At 72.4% G+C, this 24995-nt stretch carries 17 protein-coding genes; all 17 read left to right on the top strand.

What is annotated here, in order from left to right; genetic code table 11:
* The first annotated feature begins 32 nt into the window (after positions 1–32).
* The 17 genes from GVV04_RS20900 to GVV04_RS20820 all read left to right on the top strand — a co-directional run bounded on the left by GVV04_RS20900 (position 33) and on the right by GVV04_RS20820 (position 24954).
* Positions 33–3227, top strand: coding sequence for a BTAD domain-containing putative transcriptional regulator (locus tag GVV04_RS20900; protein ID WP_328822491.1), 3195 nt, complete (start codon positions 33–35; stop codon positions 3225–3227).
* Between the two features lie 114 nt (positions 3228–3341).
* A complete protein-coding gene (locus tag GVV04_RS20895) occupies positions 3342–5006 on the top strand; it encodes a bifunctional 3-(3-hydroxy-phenyl)propionate/3-hydroxycinnamic acid hydroxylase (protein ID WP_161689754.1) in 1665 nt (554 codons plus the stop codon).
* A gap of 73 nt (positions 5007–5079) precedes the next feature.
* Entirely contained in the window at positions 5080–6690 is a 1611-nt protein-coding gene (locus tag GVV04_RS34025; RefSeq protein ID WP_328822490.1) for a serine/threonine protein kinase, read from the top strand.
* Between the two features lie 47 nt (positions 6691–6737).
* Positions 6738–7058, top strand: coding sequence for a hypothetical protein (locus GVV04_RS20885; protein WP_161689752.1), 321 nt, complete (start codon positions 6738–6740; stop codon positions 7056–7058).
* A 12-nt stretch (positions 7059–7070) separates the two neighbouring features.
* Positions 7071–7877 (top strand): sensor histidine kinase, encoded by an 807-nt coding sequence (locus GVV04_RS20880; protein ID WP_161689751.1) that lies wholly within the window; start codon positions 7071–7073, stop codon positions 7875–7877.
* Positions 7874–8620 (top strand): response regulator transcription factor, encoded by a 747-nt coding sequence (locus GVV04_RS20875; protein WP_161689750.1) that lies wholly within the window; start codon positions 7874–7876, stop codon positions 8618–8620. Before GVV04_RS20880 ends, GVV04_RS20875 begins: the two co-directional genes overlap by 4 nt.
* Positions 8621–8733: 113 nt before the next feature.
* A complete protein-coding gene (locus GVV04_RS20870; RefSeq protein WP_201753857.1) occupies positions 8734–9804 on the top strand; it encodes an ABC transporter substrate-binding protein in 1071 nt (356 codons plus the stop codon).
* Positions 9801–11549 (top strand): ABC transporter permease, encoded by a 1749-nt coding sequence (locus GVV04_RS20865; RefSeq protein ID WP_161689749.1) that lies wholly within the window; start codon positions 9801–9803, stop codon positions 11547–11549. The genes GVV04_RS20870 and GVV04_RS20865 overlap by 4 nt, the downstream gene beginning before the upstream one ends.
* Entirely contained in the window at positions 11546–12688 is a 1143-nt protein-coding gene (locus GVV04_RS20860) for an ABC transporter ATP-binding protein (RefSeq protein ID WP_161689748.1), read from the top strand. The genes GVV04_RS20865 and GVV04_RS20860 overlap by 4 nt, the downstream gene beginning before the upstream one ends.
* Before the next feature lie 108 nt (positions 12689–12796).
* On the top strand, positions 12797–15547 hold the full coding sequence (locus GVV04_RS20855; protein WP_161689747.1) for a LuxR family transcriptional regulator: 2751 nt from the start codon (positions 12797–12799) through the stop codon (positions 15545–15547).
* Positions 15548–15672: 125 nt separating this feature from the next.
* The gene (gene mycP / locus GVV04_RS20850; protein ID WP_201753856.1) at positions 15673–16863 is read left to right on the top strand and encodes a type VII secretion-associated serine protease mycosin; all 1191 of its coding nucleotides are present in this window, start codon (positions 15673–15675) and stop codon (positions 16861–16863) included.
* A complete protein-coding gene (eccCa, locus tag GVV04_RS20845) occupies positions 16860–20873 on the top strand; it encodes a type VII secretion protein EccCa (protein WP_161689746.1) in 4014 nt (1337 codons plus the stop codon). The genes mycP and eccCa overlap by 4 nt, the downstream gene beginning before the upstream one ends.
* On the top strand, positions 20870–22246 hold the full coding sequence (gene eccD / locus GVV04_RS20840) for a type VII secretion integral membrane protein EccD (RefSeq protein ID WP_161689745.1): 1377 nt from the start codon (positions 20870–20872) through the stop codon (positions 22244–22246). Before eccCa ends, eccD begins: the two co-directional genes overlap by 4 nt.
* 61 nt (positions 22247–22307) lie before the next feature.
* The gene (gene eccB / locus GVV04_RS20835) at positions 22308–23753 is read left to right on the top strand and encodes a type VII secretion protein EccB (protein WP_161689744.1); all 1446 of its coding nucleotides are present in this window, start codon (positions 22308–22310) and stop codon (positions 23751–23753) included.
* 89 nt (positions 23754–23842) lie between these two features.
* Positions 23843–24142: a WXG100 family type VII secretion target gene (locus tag GVV04_RS20830; protein ID WP_161689743.1), complete on the top strand. Its 300-nt coding sequence runs from the start codon at positions 23843–23845 to the stop codon at positions 24140–24142.
* 43 nt (positions 24143–24185) lie between these two features.
* Entirely contained in the window at positions 24186–24488 is a 303-nt protein-coding gene (locus GVV04_RS20825; RefSeq protein ID WP_161689742.1) for a WXG100 family type VII secretion target, read from the top strand.
* A gap of 73 nt (positions 24489–24561) precedes the next feature.
* A complete protein-coding gene (locus GVV04_RS20820) occupies positions 24562–24954 on the top strand; it encodes a hypothetical protein (RefSeq protein WP_161689741.1) in 393 nt (130 codons plus the stop codon).
* Positions 24955–24995 lie beyond the last annotated feature (41 nt).

Genomic DNA, 24995 nt, shown 5'->3' with positions numbered 1-24995 from the left:
ACGGGCGTTGTGGTGACGGTGTGCGGTTCCACGTGCTGGGTCCGCTTGAGGTTGTCCGGGACGGCGAACCGGTGGCGGCCGGCGCCCCCAAGCAGCAGGCGCTGCTGGTCCTGCTGCTGTTGCGAATGAACCGGTTCGTCGCCGCCGACTGGCTCGTCGACGCGCTGTGGAACGGCCGGCCGCCGGTCAGCGGGCAGACGACCCTGCGCACGTACGTCGCCGGGCTGCGCCGGGCACTGGAGCCGCAGCGCGCCCCTCGCGGGCCGGGCGGGATTCTCGTCGGCCACCCGAAGGGGTACGAGCTACGGATCGCGCCGGACGCCGTCGACGCGGTCCGGTTCGAGCGTCTGGTCGGCCGGGCGGCGGAACTGCTCGCGGCGGGCGATGCCGCGGCGGCCGAGCGGTGCTACCGCGCCGCGTTGGCACTGTGCCGGGGCGAGCCGCTGACCGCCGCCGCTGATCTGGACGCGGTACGTCCCGAGGCGGCACGGCTGGCCGAGTTGCGTCTCGGTGCCGAGGAGGGACGCCTCACGGCGGGCCTTGCTGCCGGCCGGCACGAGACGCTCCTGCCGGAGCTGCGCAGGTTCGTGGCCACGCAGCCGCTGCGGGAGGTGGCCCGGGCCCGGCTGATGCTGGCGCTGTACCGGTCGGGGAGGCAGACCGACGCACTCGCCGTCTACGACGAGGGCCGACGGCTGTTGGCCCGCGAGTACGGGCTCGATCCGGGCGAGCAACTACGCGAGGCACACCGGCTCGTCCTGGACCAGGCCGTGCCCCCGGCGACGGCGGTCGCGCCCGCCCCGTCGGCGCCCGTGCGAGAGGCTCCCCGGGCTGTGGTCGGGTCGCCGGTGGCGGGCGGCGTCCGGCCCGTCGCTGCGGCGGCCGGCGAGGTGCCGGGCGCGCTCGCGGGGCGTGACGCGGAGCTGGCGCGGCTGGGCGAGGCGCTGGTCGCGGCCGTGCACGGCGACGGTCGGTTGGTCGCCGTCGTGGGTGAGGCGGGGATCGGCAAGACCAGCCTCGCTGCCGCGGTCAGCGCCAGGGCCGCGACGTCCGGGACTCCCGTGGTGTGGGGGAGGTGTCCGAACGTCGGGCAGGCGCCTCCGTTCTGGCTGTGGACCCAGGTGGTGCGGAGCCTGCGGGCGATGCCGCAGGCCGGCGAGACCGGGAAGGCGCGGTCACTGGGTGGGTTCGCCGCCGAGCCGCTCACCGCGTCGGGCGCCGACCTCGACCCGGCGGCGCGGTTCCGGGCGTACGAGGCGGTGGCCGACCTGATCCGGGCCGTGGCCCGGCAGCGGGGGCTGCTCGTCGTGCTGGACGACCTGCACGCCGCCGACCCGGACTCGTTGCTGCTGCTGCGGTTCCTCTCCCCGCTTCTGGCGGGCACCCGTGCCCTCGTCCTGGTCACGTCGCGGCCGTACCACCGCAGTGCCGGGCTGCTGGCGACCGTTGCCGAACTGGCCCGGGAACGGAACTTCACCCGGCTGGCGCTGAGGGGCCTGGACGCGTCCTCGGTGGCGATCCTGCTGACAGCCGGCACGGGGGCGCGTCCGCCGGACGAGGTCGTGGCGAGACTGGTGAACCGCACCGGCGGGAACCCGTTCTTCATCACCGAACTGCTCCGGTCGGGGGCCGACCCGGCGGACGTGGAGTTGCCGGCGACCGTTCGGGACGCCGTCCGGCTGCGGCTCGACGATCTGCCGGGGGCGGCCCGGGACTGCCTCGACCTGCTCGGCGTCGCCGGACACGAACTTGATCTGCACGTGCTGGCGGCGGCCCTCGGCACGCCGGTGGGGGAGGCGGGCGAGCGGCTCGTGCCCGCGTACGCCAGTGCGCTCGTCGCCGAGGCGGAGCCGGGCAAGGTGCGCTTCCGCCATCAGCTCTTCGCCGAGGTGGCCTACGCCGAGCTGGCGCCTCCGCGTCGGGCCGCGCTGCACGCCCGGCTCGCCACCGCCGGCGAGCGGGCCGGCAGCGGTCTGGCCCCCGCCGAACTGGCCCACCACTACGGCCAGGCAGTCGGACTCGGCCATGGCGACGACCATCTCCGCTGGTCACTGGTCGCCGCCGACGACGCGACCGGGCGGATGGCGTACGAGGACGCCCTCGGTCACCTCGGCCGCGCCGCGCGGCGACTCGCCCCGAACTCGGCGGTCTCGCCGGAGACGGCGCGGACCGAACTGACGGTCCAGCTGCACCGGGCGGCCCTGCTCCAGATGACCGCGGGGATCGGCAGTGACCCGGTCGACGAGGTCTGTTCCCGGGCCCGGAAGCTGTTGGCGATGGTCGGGCCGGAGGTGGATCTGCGGCCGGCGCTGTGGGCGTTGGGTGAGCTGGCCGCCAACCGGGCCGACTTCGGGGTCTGCGCCGACCTCGCCCGCCGGCTCCGCGCCGCCGAGGACGACGGCACCGGCCTGATCAGCGCGGCGGGCGAGTACCTCCTGGGCGTGGTCGGCTACTTCGCCGGCCGGCTGCCGGAGGCGGAGCGGCATCTCACGGCTGCGGTCGACCGGCTGCGCGAGGTGGACCTGCGACTGCTCGGCCGGCAGGTCGGCCGCCGGCCGGCGCTGGCCGCCCACAACTTCCGGGCGTTGGTCCGCTCCCTACAGGGCCGGAGCGCGGCGGCGCGGGAGGACATCCGGGCCGCCGAGATTCTCGCCGACCAGGTCGACGACCCGCACGGCCGTGCCAACGCGGCGCTCTTCGACGGCTGGAGGGCGTTGCAGGAACGCGACGTTCCCGGCGTACGGGCGGCGGCGGAGCGGTGCCGGTTGACCGGCGCGGCGACGGGGCTGCCGCACTTCGTGACGACCGGCGAGTTCCTCGCCGAGTGGGCCAGCGCCTACGGCGGGGACCCTGGTCGGCTGCCGGCGATGAGGGCCGCCGGCGAGGCGATCTACCGTCCTGGGCTGCGCTCGACCCGCACCATCACGCTGTGCGCGGTCGCCGAGGCGTACCTGGTGGGGGGTGAGCGGGCGACCGCGGCGGAGCTGGCCGAGCAGGCGTTGTCCGTGGCGGAGCAGTTGGGGGAGCGGGTCTGCGTCGCCCGACTGCGCCGGATCCGCGGCGCAGCCCGCCACGACCCGGTGGAACTGCGTGCCGGCGCCCTGCTTGCCGTCGAGCAGGGCGCCGGGCTGCTGCTGGACAGCTTCCCCGAGACGGCTCCACCGGCACCCTCGCGCCGACCGACGCGGTACGGGCCGGACGACACGGATCGCCACCGGGCCGGCTGATTCGCGGCGGGTCACCTCCACACGGTCTCCACATGGTCTCTACGTCTGCCTGGTGTCGTTGACGGGCAGGAGCGCCGGCGGCCGTCGCGGGGTCCTGCCGGAAGGAGACGTCCCATGCCCCCGGCGCAGGAGAAGGTCCACGACGTCGACGTCGCGGTGATCGGCTGTGGACCCGTCGGCGCGCTGACCGCCAACCTGCTCGGTGCCCGAGGGGTCCGCACCCTGGTCGTCGAGCGACACGCGTCGCCGCACGGCCGCCCGCGCGCGCTCTCCTGCGACGACGAGGCACTGCGCATCTACCAGCAGGCCGGCCTCGTCGAGCAGGTGAGTCGCGACACGCATACGGTCCCGGTCGCCGAGTACGTCAACCGTGCGGGACGAGCCGTCGCAACCGTCGCCCTGGCGGAGGTGGACTTCGGCCTCGGCCACCCGCCGCTGGGCTTCGTCGACCAGCGGCCGCTGGAGCAGACCCTCCGCGCCGGCCTGGGCCGCTTCGGCCACGTCGACCTCCGCCTCGGCGTCGAGCTGGTGGCGTTGCGGCAGGACGCCGAGGGGGTGACCCTGGTCCTGCGCGACGTGATCACCCTGGAGAGCCGGATGGTGCGGGCCCGCTACGTTCTCGGCTGCGACGGCGCCCGCAGCACCACCCGCGCCGCCACCGGCATCGGCGTGGTGGGTTCCAGCTACGCGGAGCCCTGGCTCGAAATCTCAGGGGATGTTGCGCCGGACGGAATCCGCGTCGAGCGGACGACGTTCGTCTGCGACTGGCGGCGTCCGGCTTTCGCGTCACCCGGGGCGAAGGGGAGCTATCGGATGGCGTTCATGCTGCGCCCCGGGGAGACCGCCGACGAGATGCGGCGGCCGGAGACCATCGGCGCACTCGTGGAGCCGTACGTCGACCCGTCGCGTTTCGCCGTCACCGGCGCGGTGGTCAGCACCTACCACCACTTCGTCGCACGGCAGTGGCGCGTCGGCCGGGTGTTCCTGCTCGGCGACGCCGCCCACCGGATTCCCCCGTTCCTGGGGCAGGGACTCTGTGGCGGGCTGCGGGACGCGGCGAACCTCAGCTGGAAGGTCGCCCTGGTCCTCGCCGGCGCCGCCGACCCGACGCTGTTGGACACGTACGAGATCGAGCGGCGTCCGCACGCCACGGCGATGGCGCGGACGAGCGCCCGGCTGGGACGGGTTTTCCTGGTGCGGAGCCGGTCGGCGGCATGGTTGCGCGACAGCGCACTGAGGGTCCTTCAGACCGTCCCCCGGATACGCCGGTTCGTTCGGCACTTCGAGTTCAAGCCGTTGCCGGCCTACCCGACCGGGCTGATGGCGGGCGGTCGGTGCGACGGCGGTGTCGGGACGATGTTCCCCCAGCCTCGGGTCGCGACGGCGGCCAGGCCCGCGCCGCACCTTCTCGACGAGGCGCTCGGTGCCGGCTTCGCCGTGCTCGGGTTCGGCGGAGCCGCCGAGCCGTCGCGGGGGGAGTGGCGGGAGCCGGCGGTGCGTTTCGCCGTCGTGCACCGGGCGGGCACCGCGCCGGAGGGCCTGCCGCCGCTTCGCGGGGACGGCGGGGCGGAGCGGGTCGACCTTGTCGATGTGGACGGGACGATCAGCGCCTGGCTGCGCCGGCATCGCGTCGAGGCGGTGGTGCTGCGGCCGGACCGGTTCGTCTACGGCGTCGTGCCGGCCGGTGGGACCGGCCGGGCGGGCCACGCCCTGGCGACGGCCCTCGGCACGCCACAGTCCGCGCCCGGGCCCCCGGTGGCCCGCCGGAGCGGCACGTAGCGGCCAGGCATTGCGGATCATGGCCGCGACCTGTTACAACGTAGTGAGTTTACTGCGAGTGGGGAGAACTACAGTGGACGCCGCACACCGCGTGGGTCCGCTGCTTGCGGTCGACTCCGCCACACTGGGGGGCTACCAGCTCGTCGGCCGGCTGGGCACCGACGGCACGGGGGTCGTCTACTTCGCCAAGGACGCGGACTGCAGCCCCGTGGCGATCAAACTGATCGACGCCGACCTCGCCGCCGATCCCGAGTTCATCGACCGGTTCCGCAGTGAGGCCGATCGGGCCCGGCAGGTGCCGCCGTTCTGCACGGCCAAGTTCATCGGCGCCGACCTTGACCACGATCCGCCCTTCCTGGTGGTGGAGTACATCGACGGCCCCAGCCTGAACGATGTCGTCGCGGAGCGGGGTCCGCTGCGAGGTGACGCGCTGCACTCGCTGGCGGTGGGGGTCGCCACCGCGCTGACCGGCATGCACGGTGCGGGAGTCATCCACCGCGACCTGAAGCCGGACAATGTCCTGCTGCCATCGGGCAGCACCAAGGTGATCGACTTCGGCATCGCCCGGCCGCCCGAGGCGACCAGCCACCACACCCGTACGGACGTCACGGTCACCTACCTGGCGCCGGAGCAGTTGTCCGGCGAGCCGAAGACGCCGGTGACCTCGGCGGCCGACGTGTTCGCGTGGGGCTGCGTCATCGCGTACGCGGGCACCGGCCGCGCGCCGTTCCTCGGTGACTCGCCCTCCGCGACCACAGGCCGCATCCTGACCCAGCCGCCTCGCCTGGACGGGTTGCCGGAGTCGCTGCGCGCTCCGGTACTGCTGGCCCTGGCGAAGGATCCTGCGGACCGGCCGACGGCGCCGGAACTGCGCGCCATGCTGCTCGGCGAGAAGGCCGGCTCGCGCTCGCTCCCGCAGACGGCCGCCGAACCGAGGCACCGCCGCCACCTTCCGCCGAGGAAGCGCCGGCGCCTCCTGTTGCCGACCGTCCTCGCCGCGCTGCTCGTGCTCGCCGGGCTGACGGCCGCCGGCCTCCTGCGCAACCGGGACACCGATCCGCAGCCGGCCTCCCTGGCGCCGATCAGGACCAGCGCCGCTGCCGCCCCGTCGGAGCCGGCCGGCTCTCCACCCGCCCCGCCGGCCCTGCTCTCCGCCAGCCCGAGCCCGTCGGTGGGTGTGTCCGCCCCGAAGACGCCGCCAACGTCACCCTCCGCCGGCCCATCCGCCTCCACCGCCTCCACCGCCTCGCCCTCCGCCGGCCCATCCGTCTCCACCGTCTCGGCCTCGGCCAACCCGACCGGCCGTAACCTGGCCCTCGGCCGCAGCGCCACCGCCTCCAGTTCGGAGGGCGTGCTCTTTGGCGCGGCCGAGGCCGTCGACGGCGACCCGGTGAGCCGGTGGAGCAGTGGCTTCAGCGACCCGCAGTGGCTGATCGTGGACCTCGGCGCCCGCTGGCAGATCAGCGAGATCGTGCTGCACTGGGAACGGGCGCACGCCGTGCGCTACCGGGTGGAGGTCTCGACGGACGGCAGGACATGGCAGTCCGTCTACTCCACCTCCAACGGCCAGGGCGGGGCCGTCAGCATCACCGCCGACCGGGTGCCCGGCCGCTACGTCCGGGTGTACTGCACCCAGCGCTTCAACGAGTACGGCTACTCCTTGTTCGAGCTTCAGGTGCGCTGAGGCGGCCCTCAGGATCCGGTGGAAACCGGCAGGCTCCAGTCCGTCCAGTGTTCGGCACCGTGCTCACGTACCAGACGGTCACCCGAACCACCCTGGACACGTTCAGCGATACCCCGAGGGGGGCCAGCCTCGGCCGATCTCGACGGCCCGCCCTCCTCGGGCCGGAGTGCGCCGGGGAGGAGTGGCTCCTCGATGTCGGGTGCCTTCCGGGCCCGGGCCAGCGAAGACTGTTCATGATCAAGGGCCGTCCGGCCGTTGCCCGCGAGCTGATCGACGGTCAGAATGCACACGGCTGCCGCGATGTCGCGACATCCGCGCCTTCCCGCCGGGCCGCGACCGGGTTCGGCGTGCCGCTGGGCAGCGACTGAGGAGGGCCGGGCATGGGTGCCGCGTGGGCGATGGCGGCGGCCTCGGTGGTCGGTGGTCTCGTCGGTGCCTCGATCATGGCGCTGATCGTCCGCCGGACGGCCACCGCGAGGACCGCCGAGCTGGCGCAGCTCGAACAGTTGGTGGAGCGGCGGGCGGAGCAGGTGACCGCGCTCAGCCATGAGCTGCGGACCCCGTTGAGCATGATCAAGGGCGCCGTCGATCTGCTACGGGAAGGCACCCCAGGGCCGCTCACCCCCGCGCAGGCCCGCTTCCTGCAGGTGCTGGATCAACAGTGCACGCAGGTCATCGGGCTGTGCGAGAGCCTGCTGATCCAGGCCAAGATCGAGGCCGGGCTGTTCACCCCGCAGTTGGAGAAGGTCGACGTCTCGGTGGTGGTGCGCGAGGTGGTGACCGCGATGCGACCCTTGTGCACGCAGCGGCAGCAGCGGATCAGCCTCGACATGCCGCAGGTGATGCCGCGCATCCCGGCGGACCCGATGCTGCTGACCCAGGCGCTGACCAACCTGCTGTCGAACGCGAGCCGGTTCACCACGACCGGCGGGAACCTCGACGTACGCGTCGCGCTGATCGACACCGGTGTCGCGGTGTACGTGACCGACGACGGCGCGGGGATGACCCGGGAGGAGCGGCACCGCCTGTTCCGCCGCTTCGCCACGGGCCGGCCGCTGGCCGATGGGACCGGCCTCGGCCTGGTGATCACCAAGACCATCGTGGAGCTGCACGGAGGCGAGATCATGGTGCACACGGCGTCGACCCGGGGGACCACCTTCCTCCTGACCCTGCCGGACAGGCCATGACGGGCCCCGGCGAGCAGCCCGGGGCTGGGCCCACCGCGTTGGTCGTCGACGACGAGCCGCAGATGACGATCATCGTGGAGTTCGCCCTGGAGACCCAGGGCTTCACCGTCCTCACCGCCCACGACGGCGCCACCGCCCTGCACCTGCTCCGGACGCACGCGGTCGACCTCGTGGTGCTGGACGTGATGATGCCGACGATGGACGGGCTGACCCTGTGCCAGCGGATCCGGGCGCGTTCGGAGGCGCCCATCATGATCCTCACCGCGATGGCCCAGCGTGACGACGTCATCGCCGGCCTGGAACACGGCGCCGACGACTACGTCACCAAGCCGTTCCACCCGCGGGAGGTGGCCCTGCGCGCCCAGGCGCTGGTGCGCCGCCGCCGGGGCACGGGCACCACCATCCGGGTCGGGGAACTGGTCATCGAACCGTCCACCCAGACCGCGACGTTGGCGCAGCATCGGCTTGACCTGCCGTTCACGGAGTTCAAGCTGCTGCACCACCTCGCGGTGCGCCGTGGCGTGCCGCAGTCGTGGCAGGACCTGCTGCGGGAGGTCTGGGGCACCACGGACCTGATCGGGGGGCGGGACGTCGTGAAGTCCGCGGTGTACCGGCTCCGGTCGCGGCTCGCCGGCCTGCCGGGCGGATCGGCGTACGTCCGCACCCTGCGCGGGGTCGGCTACCTGATGCCCGAGATGGCGGCCGACTCGCCCGACGGGAAGCCCTCCCCGCCGACCTGGTGACGGCGGCGTCACCAGCACTCACATCACCGTCACCGGTGCCCCGTTCACGCGCCTTTAACGTGGCCGTTACATCGCTCACATCAAATTTGCGGCCTCAGTAGGGAGACAACGTCGTGACGACGGACAGGTGGCGGGGAAACCGGGCGCTGCTGGCGGCTGTGCTGGCGGCCTCGACGGCGCTGAGCGTGGCCGGCTGCGCCCGCGAGGGCGGCAGCAACGGGGCCAAGAAGGACAGCGGCGTGGTCCACGTGGTGTGCGGCGCCACCGAGGACTGGTGCGCGGCGACCACGAAGAAGTTCAGCGAGTCGACCGGGGTGAAGGCCGACTTCGTCCGGCTCTCCAGCGGCGAGGCGCTGGCCCGCATCAAGGCGGGCAAGGGCAACGCCGAGTTCGACGTGTGGTACGGCGGGCCCGCCGACGGGTACGCCGCGGCCGGCGGCGAGGGGCTCCTTGAGCCGTACGTCTCCCCGAACGCGAGCGCCATCCCGGACAAGTACAAGGACCCCCAGGGCACCTGGACCGGCGTCTACGTCGGCGCCCTGGGCTTCTGCAGCAACAGCGAGCTGCTGGCGGAGCGGGGCGTCGAGGTTCCCGACTCGTGGGCGGATCTGCTCGTCCCGAAGCTCGCCAAGGACATCGGCATCGCGCACCCGTCGACCTCGGGCACCGCGTACACCACGCTCTGGACGCAGGTGCAGCTGGCCGGTGGCGACGAGGGCAAGGCGCTGGACTACATGCGCAAGCTGCACCCGAACGTGTTGCAGTACACCAAGTCCGGCTCGGCCCCCGGCCAGATGACGGCCCGTGGTGAGGTCGCGGTCGGGATCATCTTCGCGCACGACTGCGTGGCCACCATGGAGGCCGGCTTCCCCGGCCTGAAGGTGAGCTTCCCGGCGGAGGGCACCGGGTACGAGACCGGCGGCGTCGCCCTGGTGACGAACGCCAAGAACCCGACCAGCGCCCGGAAGTTCATCGACTGGGCCCTCACCGCCGAGGCGCAGGAGATCGGCCCGACCGTCAAGGCGTACCAGTTCCCGACCAACCCGACCGCGAAGGTGTCGGAGAAGGTCCTCCCGCTGTCCGGCATCAAGATGGTGGAGTACGACGCCGTGGCGGCCGGTAAGGCGAAGTCGGCCCTCAACAAGCGGTTCGACACCGAGGTCGCGCAGGCGCCGAAGTCATGACCACGCTGCTGTCCGACCCCGGGGTGACCGCCCCGCCCGAGGTGATCGCACCCCGGCGGCGTCGTCGGCTCAGCGCGGGGCTCAGGGTACTGGTCGGGATCTGCGCGGTACTGGTGGCGATCGGCGCGGCGGTCCCGCTCGTGGCGGTGCTGGCCACGGCCTTCGCGCCGGACGCGCTGCCCCGGTACGCGGAGTTCTTCACCTCCGCCGTCGATCTCGGAATTCTGCGCAACACGTTGGTGCTCGGGGCGCTCGTCGGGCTCTTCGGCACCGCCCTGGGGTTCCTGTTCGCGTTCGTCCAGACCCGGCTGGACGTGCCGGGTAAGAAGATCCTGCACGTCATCGCCCTGATGCCGATCGTCAGCCCGCCGTTCGCGGTGGCCACCGCCACGGTGGTGCTGTACGGCCGGCGCGGCGTGATCAGCAACGGTCTGTTCGGGCTCGAGTACGACATCTACGGCCTCGACGGCCTGGTCTTCGTACTGTCCCTGTCGCTGTTCCCGGTGGCGTACCTGGGCCTGCTCGGCATGATGCGGGGCCTGGACCCGGCGCTGGAGGAGGCGGCGATGAACATGGGCGCCAGCCGCTGGCAGATCATGCGCCGGGTGATCCTGCCGCTGCTGGCTCCCGGGCTCGTCGCCCCGTTCCTGCTGCTCTTCGTGGAGGCGATCGCCGACCTCGCCAATCCGCTGGTGCTCGGTGGCGACTACACGGTGCTGGCCAGCCGCGCCTACCTGGCGGTCACCGGTGAGTACGACACCACCAGCGCCGCCGTCTACTGCGTGATTCTGCTGGTGCCGTCCCTGGCCATGTACTTCGGCCAGCGGCGGTGGCTCAGCAAGAAGGTGCGCACCACCATCACCGGTCGGCCCTCCGGGTCGATCCATCTGATCACCGGCTGGAGCCGTTGGCCGGTGTACGGCCTGGCGCTGCTGGCCGCCGCGGTCATCGTCAGCCTCTACGGCACGGTGATCGTCGGCTCGGTGACCAAGGTGTTCGGCGTGGACAACACGCTCACCTTCGAGTACCTCGAAGAGGTGCTGTTCGGGGTGGGGGTCGAGGCGGTCCTCGACACGCTGACGTTCGCGGTCATCGCCACTCCGGTCGCCGCCATCCTCGGTCTGGTCATCGCCTGGCTGGTGGTGCGCCACCTGCGCCGTACCGCCTGGCTGCTCGACCTCGGCGGCACCCTGGGTGTCGCCGTGCCGGGCACCGTGCTGGGCATCGGGTTCGTGCTCGCCTACCGGCCCGACCGGTACATCGGTGACTACCTGGTGTTCCCCAGTCTGGTGGGCGGCAGCGCCATCGCCGGTGGCGCGATGGCCATCGTCGTGGCGTACGTGGTCCGCAGCGTGCCGGCGGGCCAACGCACGGCGGTCGGCGCCCTGACCCAGCTGCATCCGCAGATCGAGCAGGCGTCGACCGACCTCGGGGCCAGTCCGATGCAGACGTTCCGCTGGGTGACCCTGCCGTTGATCAGGCCGGCCCTGCTGACCGGGCTCAGCTACAGCTTCGCCCGCAGCATGACCTCCATGTCGACGATCGTGCTGCTGGTCACGCCCGAGACGAAGATCATCACGTCGCAGGTGCTCAGCGCCGCCAGCACCGGTCGGTACGGGGTGGCATTCGCCTACTGCACGGTGCTGACCGTTCTCGTACTGGCCGCCTTCGCGCTCATCCACCTCATCGTCGGTGGGGGCGTCGCACTGCAACGCACCGCCAAGTCTGAAAGGCCGAAACGATGACCGTCGCCGCGCCCGCCGAGGCCGCTGCGCTCGACCCCGCCGGACGCCGTGAGCCCAGCACCGGACGCCTGCAACTCGAGGCTCTGACCAAGCGCTTCACGGGCCGTGCCGGCGTCGTCACCGCAGTCGAGAGCGTCACGCTCGACGTCATGCCGGGGGAGTTCATCACCCTGCTGGGCCCGTCGGGCTGCGGCAAGACCACCACGCTGCGCATGGTGGCGGGTTTCGAGGACGCCACCAGCGGGCGCATCCTGCTCGACGGCAAGGCCATCGACAACATGCCGCCCCAGCGTCGACCTATGGCGATGGTGTTCCAGAGCTACGCCCTGTTCCCGCACATGACCGTCGCGGAGAACATCTCGTACGGTCTGCGGCTGCAACGGCGTACCCGCGCCGACATCGCCGAGAGCATGCGGATGGCGGTGACCAGCATGAACCTGGTCGGCCTGGAGAACCGCAGCCCGCACGAGCTCTCGGGCGGCCAGCAGCAGCGGGTCGCGTTGGCCCGGGCGCTGGTGGTGCAGCCGAAGGTGCTGCTGTTCGACGAGCCGCTGTCCAACCTGGACGCGAAGCTGCGCGACGCCATGCGGGCCGAGATCCGTCGCATCCAGAAGATGTTCGGGATCACCAGCATCTACGTCACCCACGACCAGGACGAAGCCATGAGCATGTCCGACCGGATCGTGGTGATGAACAAGGGCAAGGTCGAGCAGGCGGCGACGCCCGGCGAGATCTACGCCCGTCCGGCCAGTGTCTTCGTGGCGGACTTCATCGGCCGGGCCAATTTTGTCGAGACGGTGCCGGAGGGCGTCGCCGACGGTAGGGCGATGGTGACCGTGCTCGGCCGACGGCTGAGCGTCCCCGCCCATCCGACGGTGGCGTCCGGATCGATGGACGCGTACCTCATGGTCCGTCCGGAGACGGTGACGCTGTCCCCGGTCACCGACGGTGGGACCGGCATGGGCGTGGTGCTGCGTTCGACGTTCCACGGGCCGAGCATCGACTACGAGGTGGAGACGGCCGGCGGCACCATCACGGTGACCGAGTCGGGCAAGGACTCCAGGGAAGCGCTGGTCGAGGGCACCAACGTGGACGTGACCATCGCCCCGGACCGGGCGTACCTGCTCAATAGAGAATGATCTTGGTGGTGGCCCCCCGCTGTCGGCGGGCCACCACCAGCCGGTCGTCGACGACCGGCCCCTCGATCGGTCGCGTGCCGATCTGATCAACCCGAGGGTGAGGACACCATGGCCACCGTCACCGTAGCCGGTCGTCAGGAACTGACCGCGCGCGTCATGGCGAAGCTGGGTGACGGTGGCCGTGTTCTCCTCGTGGGCGACGCGGGCATGGGCAAGTCGACGGTGCTCCGCTCGATCGCCGTCATGATCGGGGAACGCCCGGGGCTGTCCCTGTCGGCGAGCCCGGTCGAGACCGACGCGCGGATGCCGTTCGTGACGCTGATCGACCTCTTCGCGGGCGTGCCCGCCGAGCATTTCGAGAGGTTGCCGGCGGCGACCCTCCGGGTCGTCGAGCTGGCCCTGCGCCGACGCGACCCCGCCGGGCAGGAACTGGACACCCTGGGCGTCTGTCTCGGGATGCTCGACCTCCTGCGACTCATGACCGATGCCACCCCCGTCACGCTGGTGATGGACGACGTCCAGTGGGTCGACCAGGCCAGCGCGGAGGTGCTCGCCTTCGCGCTGCGGCGGCTCGGCGCCGGGCGGCTGAGCGTGCTGGGCGCGCTGCGCTCCGGCGAGACACCGAGACTGGCCCTGCCGGACGCGGTCAGCCTGGAGGTCGGTCCGCTGCCGATGGACGCCCTCGTGCCCGTCGTCGTGGCACGGGCCGGTGGGCTGGTCGGCCGGCAGATCGCGCAACGGATCTGCACGCTCTCCGGCGGGAACCCGCTGTTCGCGCTGGAGATCGCCGCCGCTGTCGGCCGTAGCGGCGTGCGGCCGGTCCCCGGCCAGCCGTTGCCGGTGCCGGTGCACCTCGACACCCTGATGCGTCAACGCCTCGCCCTGCTGCCGGCCACCGCCCGCGACACCGTCCGGATGGCCGCCACCGCGTACCGGCCGACGCTGCCCCTGCTCGACCAGGCCGGCTGCCACACCGCCGAGGCGGATCTGACCGCCGCGTCCGAAGCCGGCATCTGCGACCTGGACAGCAGCGGCCGGGTCGCGTTCGGGCATCCCCTGCTGCGCGCCGCCGTCTACGCCGAGGCCCCGGTGATCGTCCGGATGGCGATGCACGCGCGGCTGGTCCAGGTCAGCATCGACCCGATCGACCGGGCCCGCCACATGGCGCTGGCCACCGGCCTTGAGGACGAGACCGTCGCCGTGGCACTGACGACCGCCGCCGAACTCGCCGGCCGGCGGGGCGCCTCCGGCGTGGCCCGGGAACTGATCGGCATGGCGGCGCTGCGCACCCCGGCGTCGAACCGGGCCGGCTGGGCGACGCGCAAGCTCGCTGAGGCCCGGTACGCCTACCAGGGCGGGCTGCTCAGCGAGGCGCGGGAGGCGGCCGGGGAGGTCCTCGCCGCCGAGGCGCCCCGACCGTTGCGGATGTCCGCCTGGCTGGCTGTGCTGGAGGCCAGCGGCGACGCCATCGGGCAGCTGGGTGACCAGGTGGCCGCGGCGTGCGCGGAGGCCGAGGCCGGCGGCGAGCCGCAACCGTGGGTGCGCGTCTACGCCGCGGCTCACCATGCGGCCGCCCTGCGCACCGACGCGGCTCTGGCCGACGCGTCGTGGGCGGCGCAGGCCGCGGCCACCGCCGGCGACGTCCGGGCCGAACTGCGCGCGCTGCACGTGCTGCTGAGGGTGAAGTCCCGGTTGGGGCAGCCCTGTGACGAGGAGACGGCCCAGGCCAGGCGGCTGCTGGCGGGGCGGGCCGACCTCGGTGAGGCCGCCCTGCTGATCCACCACGAGCTGGCCTGGCACCACTACGACAACGACCGCTACGACGAGGCGTACGACGAGCTGCGGGCGGCCGTGCGGTTGGCCGAGGACTGCGGGACGGTCGGCGGCCTCGAACTGGTGCTGCACCTGCTGGCCCGGGTCGAGTGGCGGCGTGGGCAGGGCGCCTCGGCGCTGGCGACCGTGGCCCGGCTCCAGCAACTGGCGGTCGACGTGGAGCCGGCGTCCGCGAACCTGGTGTCCTGGGCCCTGGCCGAGGCGGAGGCGGCCACCGGCAGCCTGCCCCGCGCCGTCGAGCTGGCCGAGCGGGTGATCGTCGCGACCGAACGGGTCGGAGACCTCGACAAGCTCGCGCAGTTCTGCCAACAGCTCGGTGCCTGGCGACTCGTCGCGGGCGACCCCGCCGGTGCCGTCGCCGTCCTGCGCCGCGCCCACCTGCTGGTCCGGGGCCTCCCGATCGGAAACCAGACCCGGCTGCTGCTCGCCGACCTCGTCGAGGCGCACGCCGACGCGGGCGACCTGACCCAGGCGCGCGGTCTGCTGGCCGAGCTGCGCGGCGCGGACACCCAGCCGGCCTCCGTGCTGGCCGTGGCCGCCCGGCAACGGGCCGAGGCGGTGCTCGCCTTCGCCGAGGGCCGCGCCGATGACGCCATCGACCTGCTCTCCTCGGCGGCCGACCGGTGCCGCGCCCTGGGCACGCCCATCGAGCTGTACCGCGTCCTGCTGTTGGCGGCGGGCATCGAGCGCCGGCGGCGGCGGCGCGGCGCCGCCCGGGCACTGCTCGACGAGGCGACCGAGGCGTGCCTCGCCGCGGGGTTGACGACCGGCGTCGACCGGCTCGCCCGGGAGGCCGCCCGGCTCATGCCGACCCAGAACCGCCGGGACACCCCGCTCACGCCGATGGAGAAGCGGATCGTGGCCCTCGTGGTGCAGGGGGCCACGAACCGCGAGGTGGCCCGGGACCTGTCCATCGCGGTGACCACCGTGGAGGGCTCGCTCACGAAGATCTACCGCCAGTTCCAGGTCCGTTCCCGCGTCGAGCTGGTCCGGGCGTTCGAACTCATCGACTCCCCGGTGGCGTGAGAACGGCGTCCCCGATGCCGATCATTTCGCGGTGAACTCTGGGTCGGCGGCGTGCGTAGTCACGGCGGAAGGACGCCATGGTGGGGTCGGAGCGGCAGGGGGCGGGGATGCGACGGCGGTGCCCGGTGCGGCTGTTCGCGTGGGTGGCGCTGGCTGTCCTGTCGGCCCCGGCCCTGCCGTCCGGACCGGCGGGCGCGGCCCCGTCGACCCGGTGCACGTCCCCCTCGCAGCAGCTGCTGCCCGCCGTCCCCTGGACGCACCGCCGGCTCGACCCGACCCGCGTGTGGCCGCTGACCAGGGGCGAAGGCGTGCTGGTGGCGGTGGTCGACACCGGGGTGGACGCGTCGGTGCCGCAGCTCGCGGGCCGGGTGCGGCCCGGCACCGACGTGGTGAACCGGACCGGTTCGGCGAACGACGACTGCTACGGCCACGGCACCTTCGTCGCCGGGATCATCGCCGCCCAGCCGAGGTCCGGCACCGGCATGGTGGGCCTCGCGCCGGGTGCGATGATCCTGCCGGTCCGACAGGCGAACGGTCCCAGTGACGGCACGGCGTCGACGCTGGCCCGGTCCATCCGGGTGGCCGCCGACGCGGGAGCCTCGGTCATCAACGTCTCGGCCAGCTCGTTCTTCCCCAGCGAGGAACTGCGGGCGGCGGTCGAGTACGCCGCCGAGCGCGACGTGCTGCTGGTGGCGGCGGTGGCGAACGAGGCCCAGCAGGGCAATCCGGTCGCGTACCCGGCCGCCTACCCACAGGTGTTGGCGGTCGGCTCGGTGGGGCCGGACGGACAGCGCAGCGAGTTCTCCGAGGTCGGGGCGTACCTCGATCTGGTCGCTCCCGGGGTGGACGTGGTGAGCCTGAGCCGGGCCGGCGTCGGGCACCTGGTCGACAGCGGCACCAGCTATGCCACGCCGTTCGTGGCCGCCGCCGCCGCACTGGTGCGTTCCTACCATCCCCGGCTCACTGCGGCACAGGTCAAACGGCGCCTGGAGCTGACCGCCGACCATCCCGGCACCACGCTGCCCGACCCGCAGCTCGGCTGGGGGGTGGTGAACCCCTACCAGGCGGTCACCGCGCTCCTGGCCGAGGAACACGACCGGGTCGCCCCCCGGCCGCCTGCGACGCTCGGGCCGATCCGGCAGGAATCGGACGGCGCCGGCGGTGCGGACCGCGCCATCGAGTTCGCCCTGACCGCCGCGGTGCTGGCCGGTCTCCTCGGGTTGGTGGCGTACCTGATCCCGCTCGGCATCCGTCGTGGCTGGCGTGGCGCCGGTGAGCCCGAGGACGACCGAGACCGCCGAGGAGAGTCGGGATGAGCACGATCCAGGTGGCCCGGCCACCGCGCCGGCCCGCCCCGACGATCGAGAAGGGCGAGTTCGCGTTGCAGGAGCCGCCGGGCCTGCCGGAGGCGGCCGGCGGGCAGCTCGCGAACCTGCTGACGTACCTGCCGATGATCATGGGCTCGGGCGCGCTCGCGCTGTTCTACCTCCAGCCGGGCGAAAACCGGATCATGCTGTACATGACGTCGGGGCTGATGGGCCTCTCGGCCATCGTCATGGCGTTCGCCCTGCTGATGCGGGCGGGTTCGGAGCGCAAGGCCAAGCTCAAGGGCGAACGCCGCGACTACCTGCGCTACCTCGGCCAGGCCCGCAAGCAGGTCCGGCGCAGCGTCGAGCGGCAGCGGTTGTCGGTGCTGTTCACCCACCCCGACCCGGCCCGGCTGTGGGCGATGGTGCCTACCGACCGGCTGTGGGAGCGCCGGGCCAACCACGCCGACTTCGCCGAGGTGCGCATCGGTCTCGGCCAGCAGCGGTTGGCGCTGACGTTGCAGGCGCCGCAGACCCAGCCGGTGGAGGACCTCGAACCGCTCTGTGCCAGCGCGCTGCGCCGCTTCCTGCGCGCGTACACGGTGATCGAGGACATGCCGGTCGCCGTGTACCTGCGGGGGTTCGCCCGGGTCAGCCTCGACGGGGAGGTCGAGGCGAACCGCGCGCTGGTCCGGGCGATGGTGGCGCAGCTGGCCACCTTCCACTCCCCGGAGGACCTGCACATCGCGGTGCTGGCCAGCACCGACCGGCTGCGGCACTGGGACTGGGCCAAGTGGCTGCCGCACACCCAGCACGGGGAGCAGACCGACGCCGCCGGCGCGGTGCGCCTGGTCTGCGACTCCTGGGCAGACCTGGAGAAACTGATCGGCGGCGCGGCGCTCGACGACCGTGGCCGGTACGAGCCGGGTGCCATGCCGAGCCCCGGCGAACCCTTCGTGGTGGTGGTCCTCGACGACCCGCCGATCTCGGGCAGCCACCGGCTGGCCGCCGCCGGATACCGCAACCTGGTCACGATCGACGTGGACGGCAGCCTGCCGTGGGACGGCGCGGCCACGGTGTTGCGGCTCCGGGTCGGCGAGGCGCGGATCGAGAAGGTCGACATGAGCCGGTCCGGCGACACGAAGTCCACGCCGGTCGGCCGGCCGGACGGGCTGAGCGTGGTCCGCGTCCGGGCGATGGCTCGGCAGCTCGCGCCGTACCGGCTCGGTGGCGCCGGCGCGACCACGGACGGCGCCGCCGTCGCCGCGGACCTGGCCTCCCTGCTCGGCATCGCCGACCTGCGCACCCTCGATCCGCAGCGACTGTGGCAGGCCCGGTCGGTCTGGGAGCACCTGCGGGTGCCGATCGGCGTCACCGACCGGGGGCAGACCGTCGAGCTCGACCTGAAGGAGTCCGCGCAGGGCGGCATGGGGCCGCACGGCATCCTGATCGGCGCCACCGGCTCCGGCAAGAGCGAGTTGATCCGCACCCTGGTGCTGTCGCTGGCGCTGGCGCACTCGTCCGAGAAGCTCAACATGGTGCTGGTCGACTTCAAGGGCGGCGCCACGTTCCTCGGCCTCGACGGGCTGCCGCACGTCTCGGCGCTGATCACCAACCTCGTCGACGAGTTGCCGCTGGTCGACCGGATGCAGGACGCGCTACAGGGTGAGCTGGTCCGCCGGCAGGAACTGCTCCGCCGGCACAGCCACACGTCGGTGCTGGAGTACGAGCGGGCCCGCGCGGCCGGCGCCGACCTGATCCCGATGCCCACCCTGGTGCTCATCGTGGACGAGTTCGGCGAGCTGCTGAGCGTCAAGTCCGAGTTCACCGACCTGTTCATGATGATCGGGCGGCTGGGGCGCTCGTTGGGCGTGCACCTGCTGCTGGCCTCGCAGCGCTTCGAGGAGGGGCGCATCCACACGCTGGAGACCCACCTGTCCTACCGGATGGGCCTTCGGATGTTCTCGTCGATGGAGTCGCGCAGCGTCATCGGCGTCAGCGACGCGTACGACAAGCCGCTGGCGCCCGGATCGGGCTACCTGCGCACGGACACCACGACGCTGGTCAAGTTCCGTGGCGCGTACGTGTCCGGGCCGTGCCCGGTGCGCGGCAGGCGGGTGGCCCAACCCGTCAGCAACTCCCGGGTGGTCGGCTTCGAGGCGGGCTACGTGGTGCCGAGCCGCCCGATCGAGCCGCCGCCCCGGGAACCGTCCGTCGACGATGCGCCGCCGGCCGAGACGACGCTCGCGGTGATCGTCGACCGGCTGCGTGACGCCGGCCCACCGGCGCACCGGGTGTGGCTGCCACCGCTGGGTGAGCCGGCCACCCTGGACGAGGTGCTGCCGAAACTCGTCCGTGACCCGCAGCGGGGGTTCGGCGCCCCGTACGGCGGCCTGCGGGTGCCGGTCGGCCTCGTGGACCGCCCCTTCGAGCAGCGCCGGGAGACGCTGGTCGCCGACCTTGAGGGGGCCAAGGGACACGCCGCTGTCGTCGGCGCGCCGCGCAGCGGCAAGAGCAGCCTGCTGCGCACCCTGGTCAGCGGGCTCGCCCTCACCCACACCCCGCGCGAGGTGCAGTTCTACATCCTCGACTTCGGCGGCGGGGCGATGGCGGCGCTGACCGGGCTGCCGCACGTCGGCGGGGTCGCCAACCGGCGGGACCGGGAGCGGGTCACCCGCACCGTGGCCGAGGTGTCCGACATCCTCGACCAGCGGGAGGAGTTCTTCGGCCGGCACGATGTCGAGTCGATGGCCGCCTACCGGCGGGCCCGGGCGGCGGGGCAGCACGCCGAGGACCCCTTCGGCGACGTCTTCCTCGTCGTCGACGGCTGGTTCACCCTGCACCAGGAGTTCGAGGGGCTGGAGCCGACGATCCAGGAGATCGCGACCCGGGGCCTGAGCTACGGGGTGCACCTGGTGATCAGCGCGGGCCGCTGGTCGGAGATCCGACCGTGGCTGCGGGACGTGTTGCAGAGCCGGTTCGAGCTGCGGCTCGGCGACTCCATGGAGTCCGAGGTCGACTTCCGGAAGGCCAAGACGGTTCCCGAGGCGCCCGGACGCGGCCTGACCGGGGACAAGTTCCACTTCCTGTCGCTGGTGCCGCGGCTCGGCCCGGGCGTGCTGGGCGCCGAGCCCGGACCGGGGGACGGCGACGTGGCCGGCGAGGACGGCCCCGCGCTGGCGGCGCTGGTCGACGCCGTGAGCGCCGGTTGGAGCGGCCCCCCCGCTCCGGCGGTCCGGATGCTGCCCAGGGTGCTGGCGCGACACCTGCTGCCGCCCACCCCCGGCGACGGCGAACTGCGGGTCGCACTCGGACTCGACGACCAGCGGCTCCAGCCGGTCTGGCACGATTTCGGCGCCAACCCGCACCTGATGATCTTCGGCGACAACGAGACCGGCAAGACGAACCTGTTGCGACACCTCGCCCAGGCCATCGTCGACCGCTTCCCGCCGCAGGAGGCACAGGTGATCGTCGTCGACCCACGCCGCAACCTCGCCACCGCCTTCAGCGCCGGCCAGACGGTCGGCTACGCCCTGCACGGCAAGGCGCTGCGGGAGGTGCTCGCCCGGGGCGTGCCGCTGCTGAAGGGCCGGGTGCCCGGCCCCGACATCGGCCCGGACCGGTTGTCCGCACGGGACTGGTGGCAGGGGCCCCGGCTGTTCGTGCTCATGGACGACTACGAGATGGTCAGCGGCACGATGGACTACCCGGCCGAGTCGCTGGTCGACCTGCTGGCCCACGGCGCGGAGATCGGCCTGCACGTCATCGTCGCCCGCAGCACCGCCGGGGCCGCCCGGGGCATGTCCGATCCGTTGCTGCGCCGCATGTGGGACCTCGGCAGCGTCGCCGTGCTGTTGTCCTGCCCACGGGACGAAGGTGGCTTCCTGGGGCAGGTCAAGCCGCTGACCCTGCCCGCCGGACGGGCCCAGTTGGTGCGCCGACGCGCCGACGCGATCCAGTTCCAGCTGCCGGTGATCGCCGATCCCGCCGGCGACGAAGCCCGGAAGGCCACCCCATGACCGACATCAGCCGAGTCGTCCTGGTAACCCCGCAGCGGACGGTCGAGGTGGCGCTGCCGTCCACGGTCGCGCTGGCCGACCTCATCCCGGTGCTGGTGCAACGGGCGACCATGTCCGGCACGCTGGATCAGCACGGCCAGCACCGGGCGTTCACCGGCGAGGGCGACTGGGTGCTGCAACGGTTGGGCGGCGGACCGCTCGACGAGGAACTCACCGTGTCGTCGCTGCAGATCCGCGACGGCGAGACGCTCTACCTGCGTCCCCGTGACGCGCAGTTGCCGCCGGTGCACTTCGACGACCTCATCGACGGTCTGGCCACCGGCGTGGGCAGCCGACCCGACCGGTGGCGGGACAGCCTGACCCGGGTCCTCTTCCTCGTCCTCTGCGCGGTCACGCTGGTCACCTGTTTCGCCATCCTGCTCGACGACGCCGTGCCGGGCCGGGGCACCCTGGCCACCGGCTGCGCCGTCGCGCTGGCCTTCGGGGCGATGATGTGCTCCCGGGCGCTGGCCGACGGCTGGGCCGCCGTCATCCTCGGGGTGGCCGCCGTGCCCTTCGCGGGCCTGGCCGGTCACACCGTGCTACCAGCATCGGCGGCCCACGCGCCGAAGCTGCTGTGCGTGGCCGTCGCGGCCAGCCTCGCCGCGTTGCTGGTGACCTTCGCCGTCGGGCACCACCGCGCCTTCTTCCTCGCCGGCTGGCTGGTCACCCTGGCCGGCGTCGGCTACGCGCTGCTGATGGTGCTCGGGACGACCGGACCACAGGCCGCCGCGGCCGGCGTCGCGGCGGCGCTGATCGCCACGGCCACCGCGCCCTCGGTGGCGTTCCGGCTGGCCCTGCTCCGGCTGCCCCAACTGCCCACCAGCGCGACCGACCTGGCCGAGGACATCGAACCCTTCCCGGGCACCAAGCTGATCTCCGGTGCGGTGGTCGCCGACACGTACCTCACCTGGCTCCTGGCCGCCGCCGGCGCGATCTGCACGCTGGGCCTCGCGGTGCTCGCCCCGACGCGCGGCTGGGCCCCGGCCTGGTTCGTCATCGCGGTCCTCGGTGTCCTCGCCATCCGGTCCCGCGGCCTGAGCTCGGGGTGGCAGCGGGCGGCCACCCTGCTGCCCGTGCTCACCGGCGGTGCCCTGCTCACCATCCGCCTGGCCGGGCGGAGCGACACGATGGCCAGCGCGCTGTCCGTGATCGGCCTGCTCGTGCTCGCGGCGGCCCTGCTCGCCATGTCGCGGGCACTGCCCGGCCGGCGCCTGCTGCCCTACTGGGGGCGCGTCGCCGACTTCGTCGAGTACGTGTTCGCCATCGGCATGGTGCTGGCGTTGCTGGCGGTCTTCGACGCCTACCAGTGGGCCCGAGCCATCGCCGGCTAGCCGACCGCACCGCGTCACCCACACCGCGAACCGTCGAAGCAGGAGAGAGGAGAAGGCAGTCGTGCAGAACCGCCGGGACCAGGCCCAGGCCCACGCCTTCGTGATGGGTCGGCTGGTGTCCGCGCTGCTGCGCGCCGAACCCGACGCGCCGATGTCACCGCTGCGGCGCTTCCTGGTCGGCACGATCTGTGGGGTGCTGCTCGGCGGGCTGGTCCTGGTCGGCTTCGGGGTGTACGGCTTCTTCGTGCCCGGCGGCAGCAGCGCCTGGCGCAAGCCGGGGGTGCTGGTGGTGGAGAAGGAGACCGGCACCCGGTACGTCGCGGTGGACGGCGTGCTGCGCCCGGTGCTCAACTACACCTCCGCCCGGCTGATCCTCGGTGGCGCCCCGAAGGTGGTCCGGGTGTCCCGCAACTCGTTGCGCGACGCGCCACGCGGGCTGCCGGTCGGCATCCTCGCCGCACCCGACTACCTGCCCGACCGTGATCGGCTGAACGCCGACCAGTGGCGGGTCTGCTCGACGACCCGCCAGGACGCCACCGGCACGGGGCAACCGCACGTCACGCTGGACGCCGGGCCGGCTGCGGCCATCCGGTCCAGCCCGGCCGACGAGGCCCTGGTCGTACGGACCCCGGCGAACGAGAGCTTCCTGGTGTGGAACAACCAGCGGCTGCGCGTGCGGAACCCCGCGATGCTCAGCTCGCTGGGCTACTCGGCGGCGACCGTACGGCAGGTCGGCTGGTCCTGGATCAACGCGGTCCCGGTCGGACCGGACCTGGTGGCGGAGCCCATCTCCGGTCGGGGCGACCCCGGCCCCAAGATCGACGGCCGGGCCTCCGTGGTCGGCCAGATGTTCCGGGTTCCCGGCATCGGAGCGGGCGAGGCCGACCAGTTCTTCGTCCTGCGCGCCGACGGGCTGTCGCCGATGACGGCCGTCGGAGCCGCGCTGACGCTGGCCGACCCGAGGTCCCGGGCGGCGTACCCGAATGCCCGGGTGACCATGCTGGACCTGAGTCCCGCGACGCTTGCGCAGTCCCGGCTGTCCGCGACCTCCTCGGTCAACGAGGGGCTGCCGGCGCAGCCCCCCGGCCTGCTGCGAATCGGCGCGGACGAGGTGCCCTGTCTGCGGATCACCATGGCTGCGGACGGGCCCAGGGTGCAGGTCGGGGTGACCGGCGCGGTGGCCGGGGCCGGCCAGCCGCTCGGTGGTGGCGCCGACCAGATCACCATCACCCCCGGCACCGGTCTGCTCCTGCGTGACCTGCCGGGCCCCGGAGTCGCCGGAGGCACCCTCTACCTGCTGGTCGACAACGGGGTGCGGTATCCGATCCCGACGGCGGAGATAGCCGGAACGCTCGGTTACGGCGGGGTCGCCGCGATGCCGGTCCCCGGACCGATCCTGGAGCTGTTGCCGGTGGGGACGGCACTCGAGCCGGCCGCCGCCCGGGCCGTGGTGCCCGTCACGCAGACCGGGCCGCCGAGGCGGGCCGGGGAAGGCCGGGGGGAGTGATGCCGCTGATCAGCCGTCCGGTCGCGTGATGTCCCGACCGCCATCTCCGCCACAGTTCCGAGCCCGCACCTCAGAAGGGTATGAGAAACATGACTTCTCCCATCTCCAATACCAGTGGCGGCATGCAGGCCGCTGGTCAGCGTTTCGTGTCGACCTACGGTGAGATCGACGGCCACATGAAGAGCCTCAAAAATGAGCTGAATTCGCTGCGTTCCCAGTGGGACGGCAGCGCGGCGGCAATTTTCGAGAACACCATGGTCCAGTGGGGAACCGAGTTCGACAAGATCCTCCGGGATCTCGACTCCATGGCCGACCGTCTGATCGGCGGTGCCGGCCACGTCGAGTCCGCCGAGGACTTCGCCATCCAGCAGGGCTCATTCTTCAAGTAGGCGCAGGACAGCCCGAACCCCGAAAACCGTCGAGGAGAACCTGATGAGTCAGCCCACCTATCGGTACAGCGACGCCGCAATCACCCAGGGCATCGAGGCCATCAAGATCGCGCACAACCGGATCGACGATGCCCTGGACGAACTGGAGCGTTACGCCGGCACCCAGCTGCAGGCGTGGGACGGCAGCACCCGGCAGAGCTACAACGAGTACAAGGCGAGTTGGGACCAGTCCATCAACAACATGAAGGACATCATGATCCGGGGGGCCATTCCGTCCCTGCAGAACATCCTGTCCAACTACAACCAGACCGAGCGGATCAACACGGCCGGTTGGCAGCAGGGCTAACCAACACGAGGTGGGGGCGGTCGGCGCGCTCGCGTCGCCGGCCCACCCCTACCCGAGCAGAGGACGGTCATTCGTGAGTGACAGCGGATCTGTTGTCGCCGATGAGGTAGGCATCCAGAAGCTCGCCGAGTTGTTCATGGCCTGGGCGGTAAGACTCGACGAGATGAAGTATCAGGCCAAGAACGCCCACATCACCCCGGGTCACCTCTCCCCGTCGGCGCTCGACCTCAAGGCGCGATTCGACACCCGGGTGCACACCGAGATGGTCTTGATTCTCGAGAATCTGGACAAGTCGTTCCATGAAGTGGGTGTGGAATTGAAACGGATCGCCGCCGTCTACGCCAAGGCCGAGCACCTCAACAAGGACGACCTCCTCCGCCTCCGTGGACTGGTCAAGTCGATCAGCCAGATCTATCCCGACTTCAGTCCACTGTCGGGGATCACCGATCAGCCGCTGACGCCCTAGACCGCCGCCGCGTCATCTGACAGCGCGCGGGGCCGGTCGAT

Origin of the sequence: Micromonospora rubida, assembly GCF_009908295.1 — a bacterium.
GTDB classification, from domain to species: Bacteria; Actinomycetota; Actinomycetes; order Mycobacteriales; family Micromonosporaceae; genus Micromonospora; species Micromonospora rubida.
This window is presented reverse-complemented; position numbering and strand designations above follow the sequence as displayed.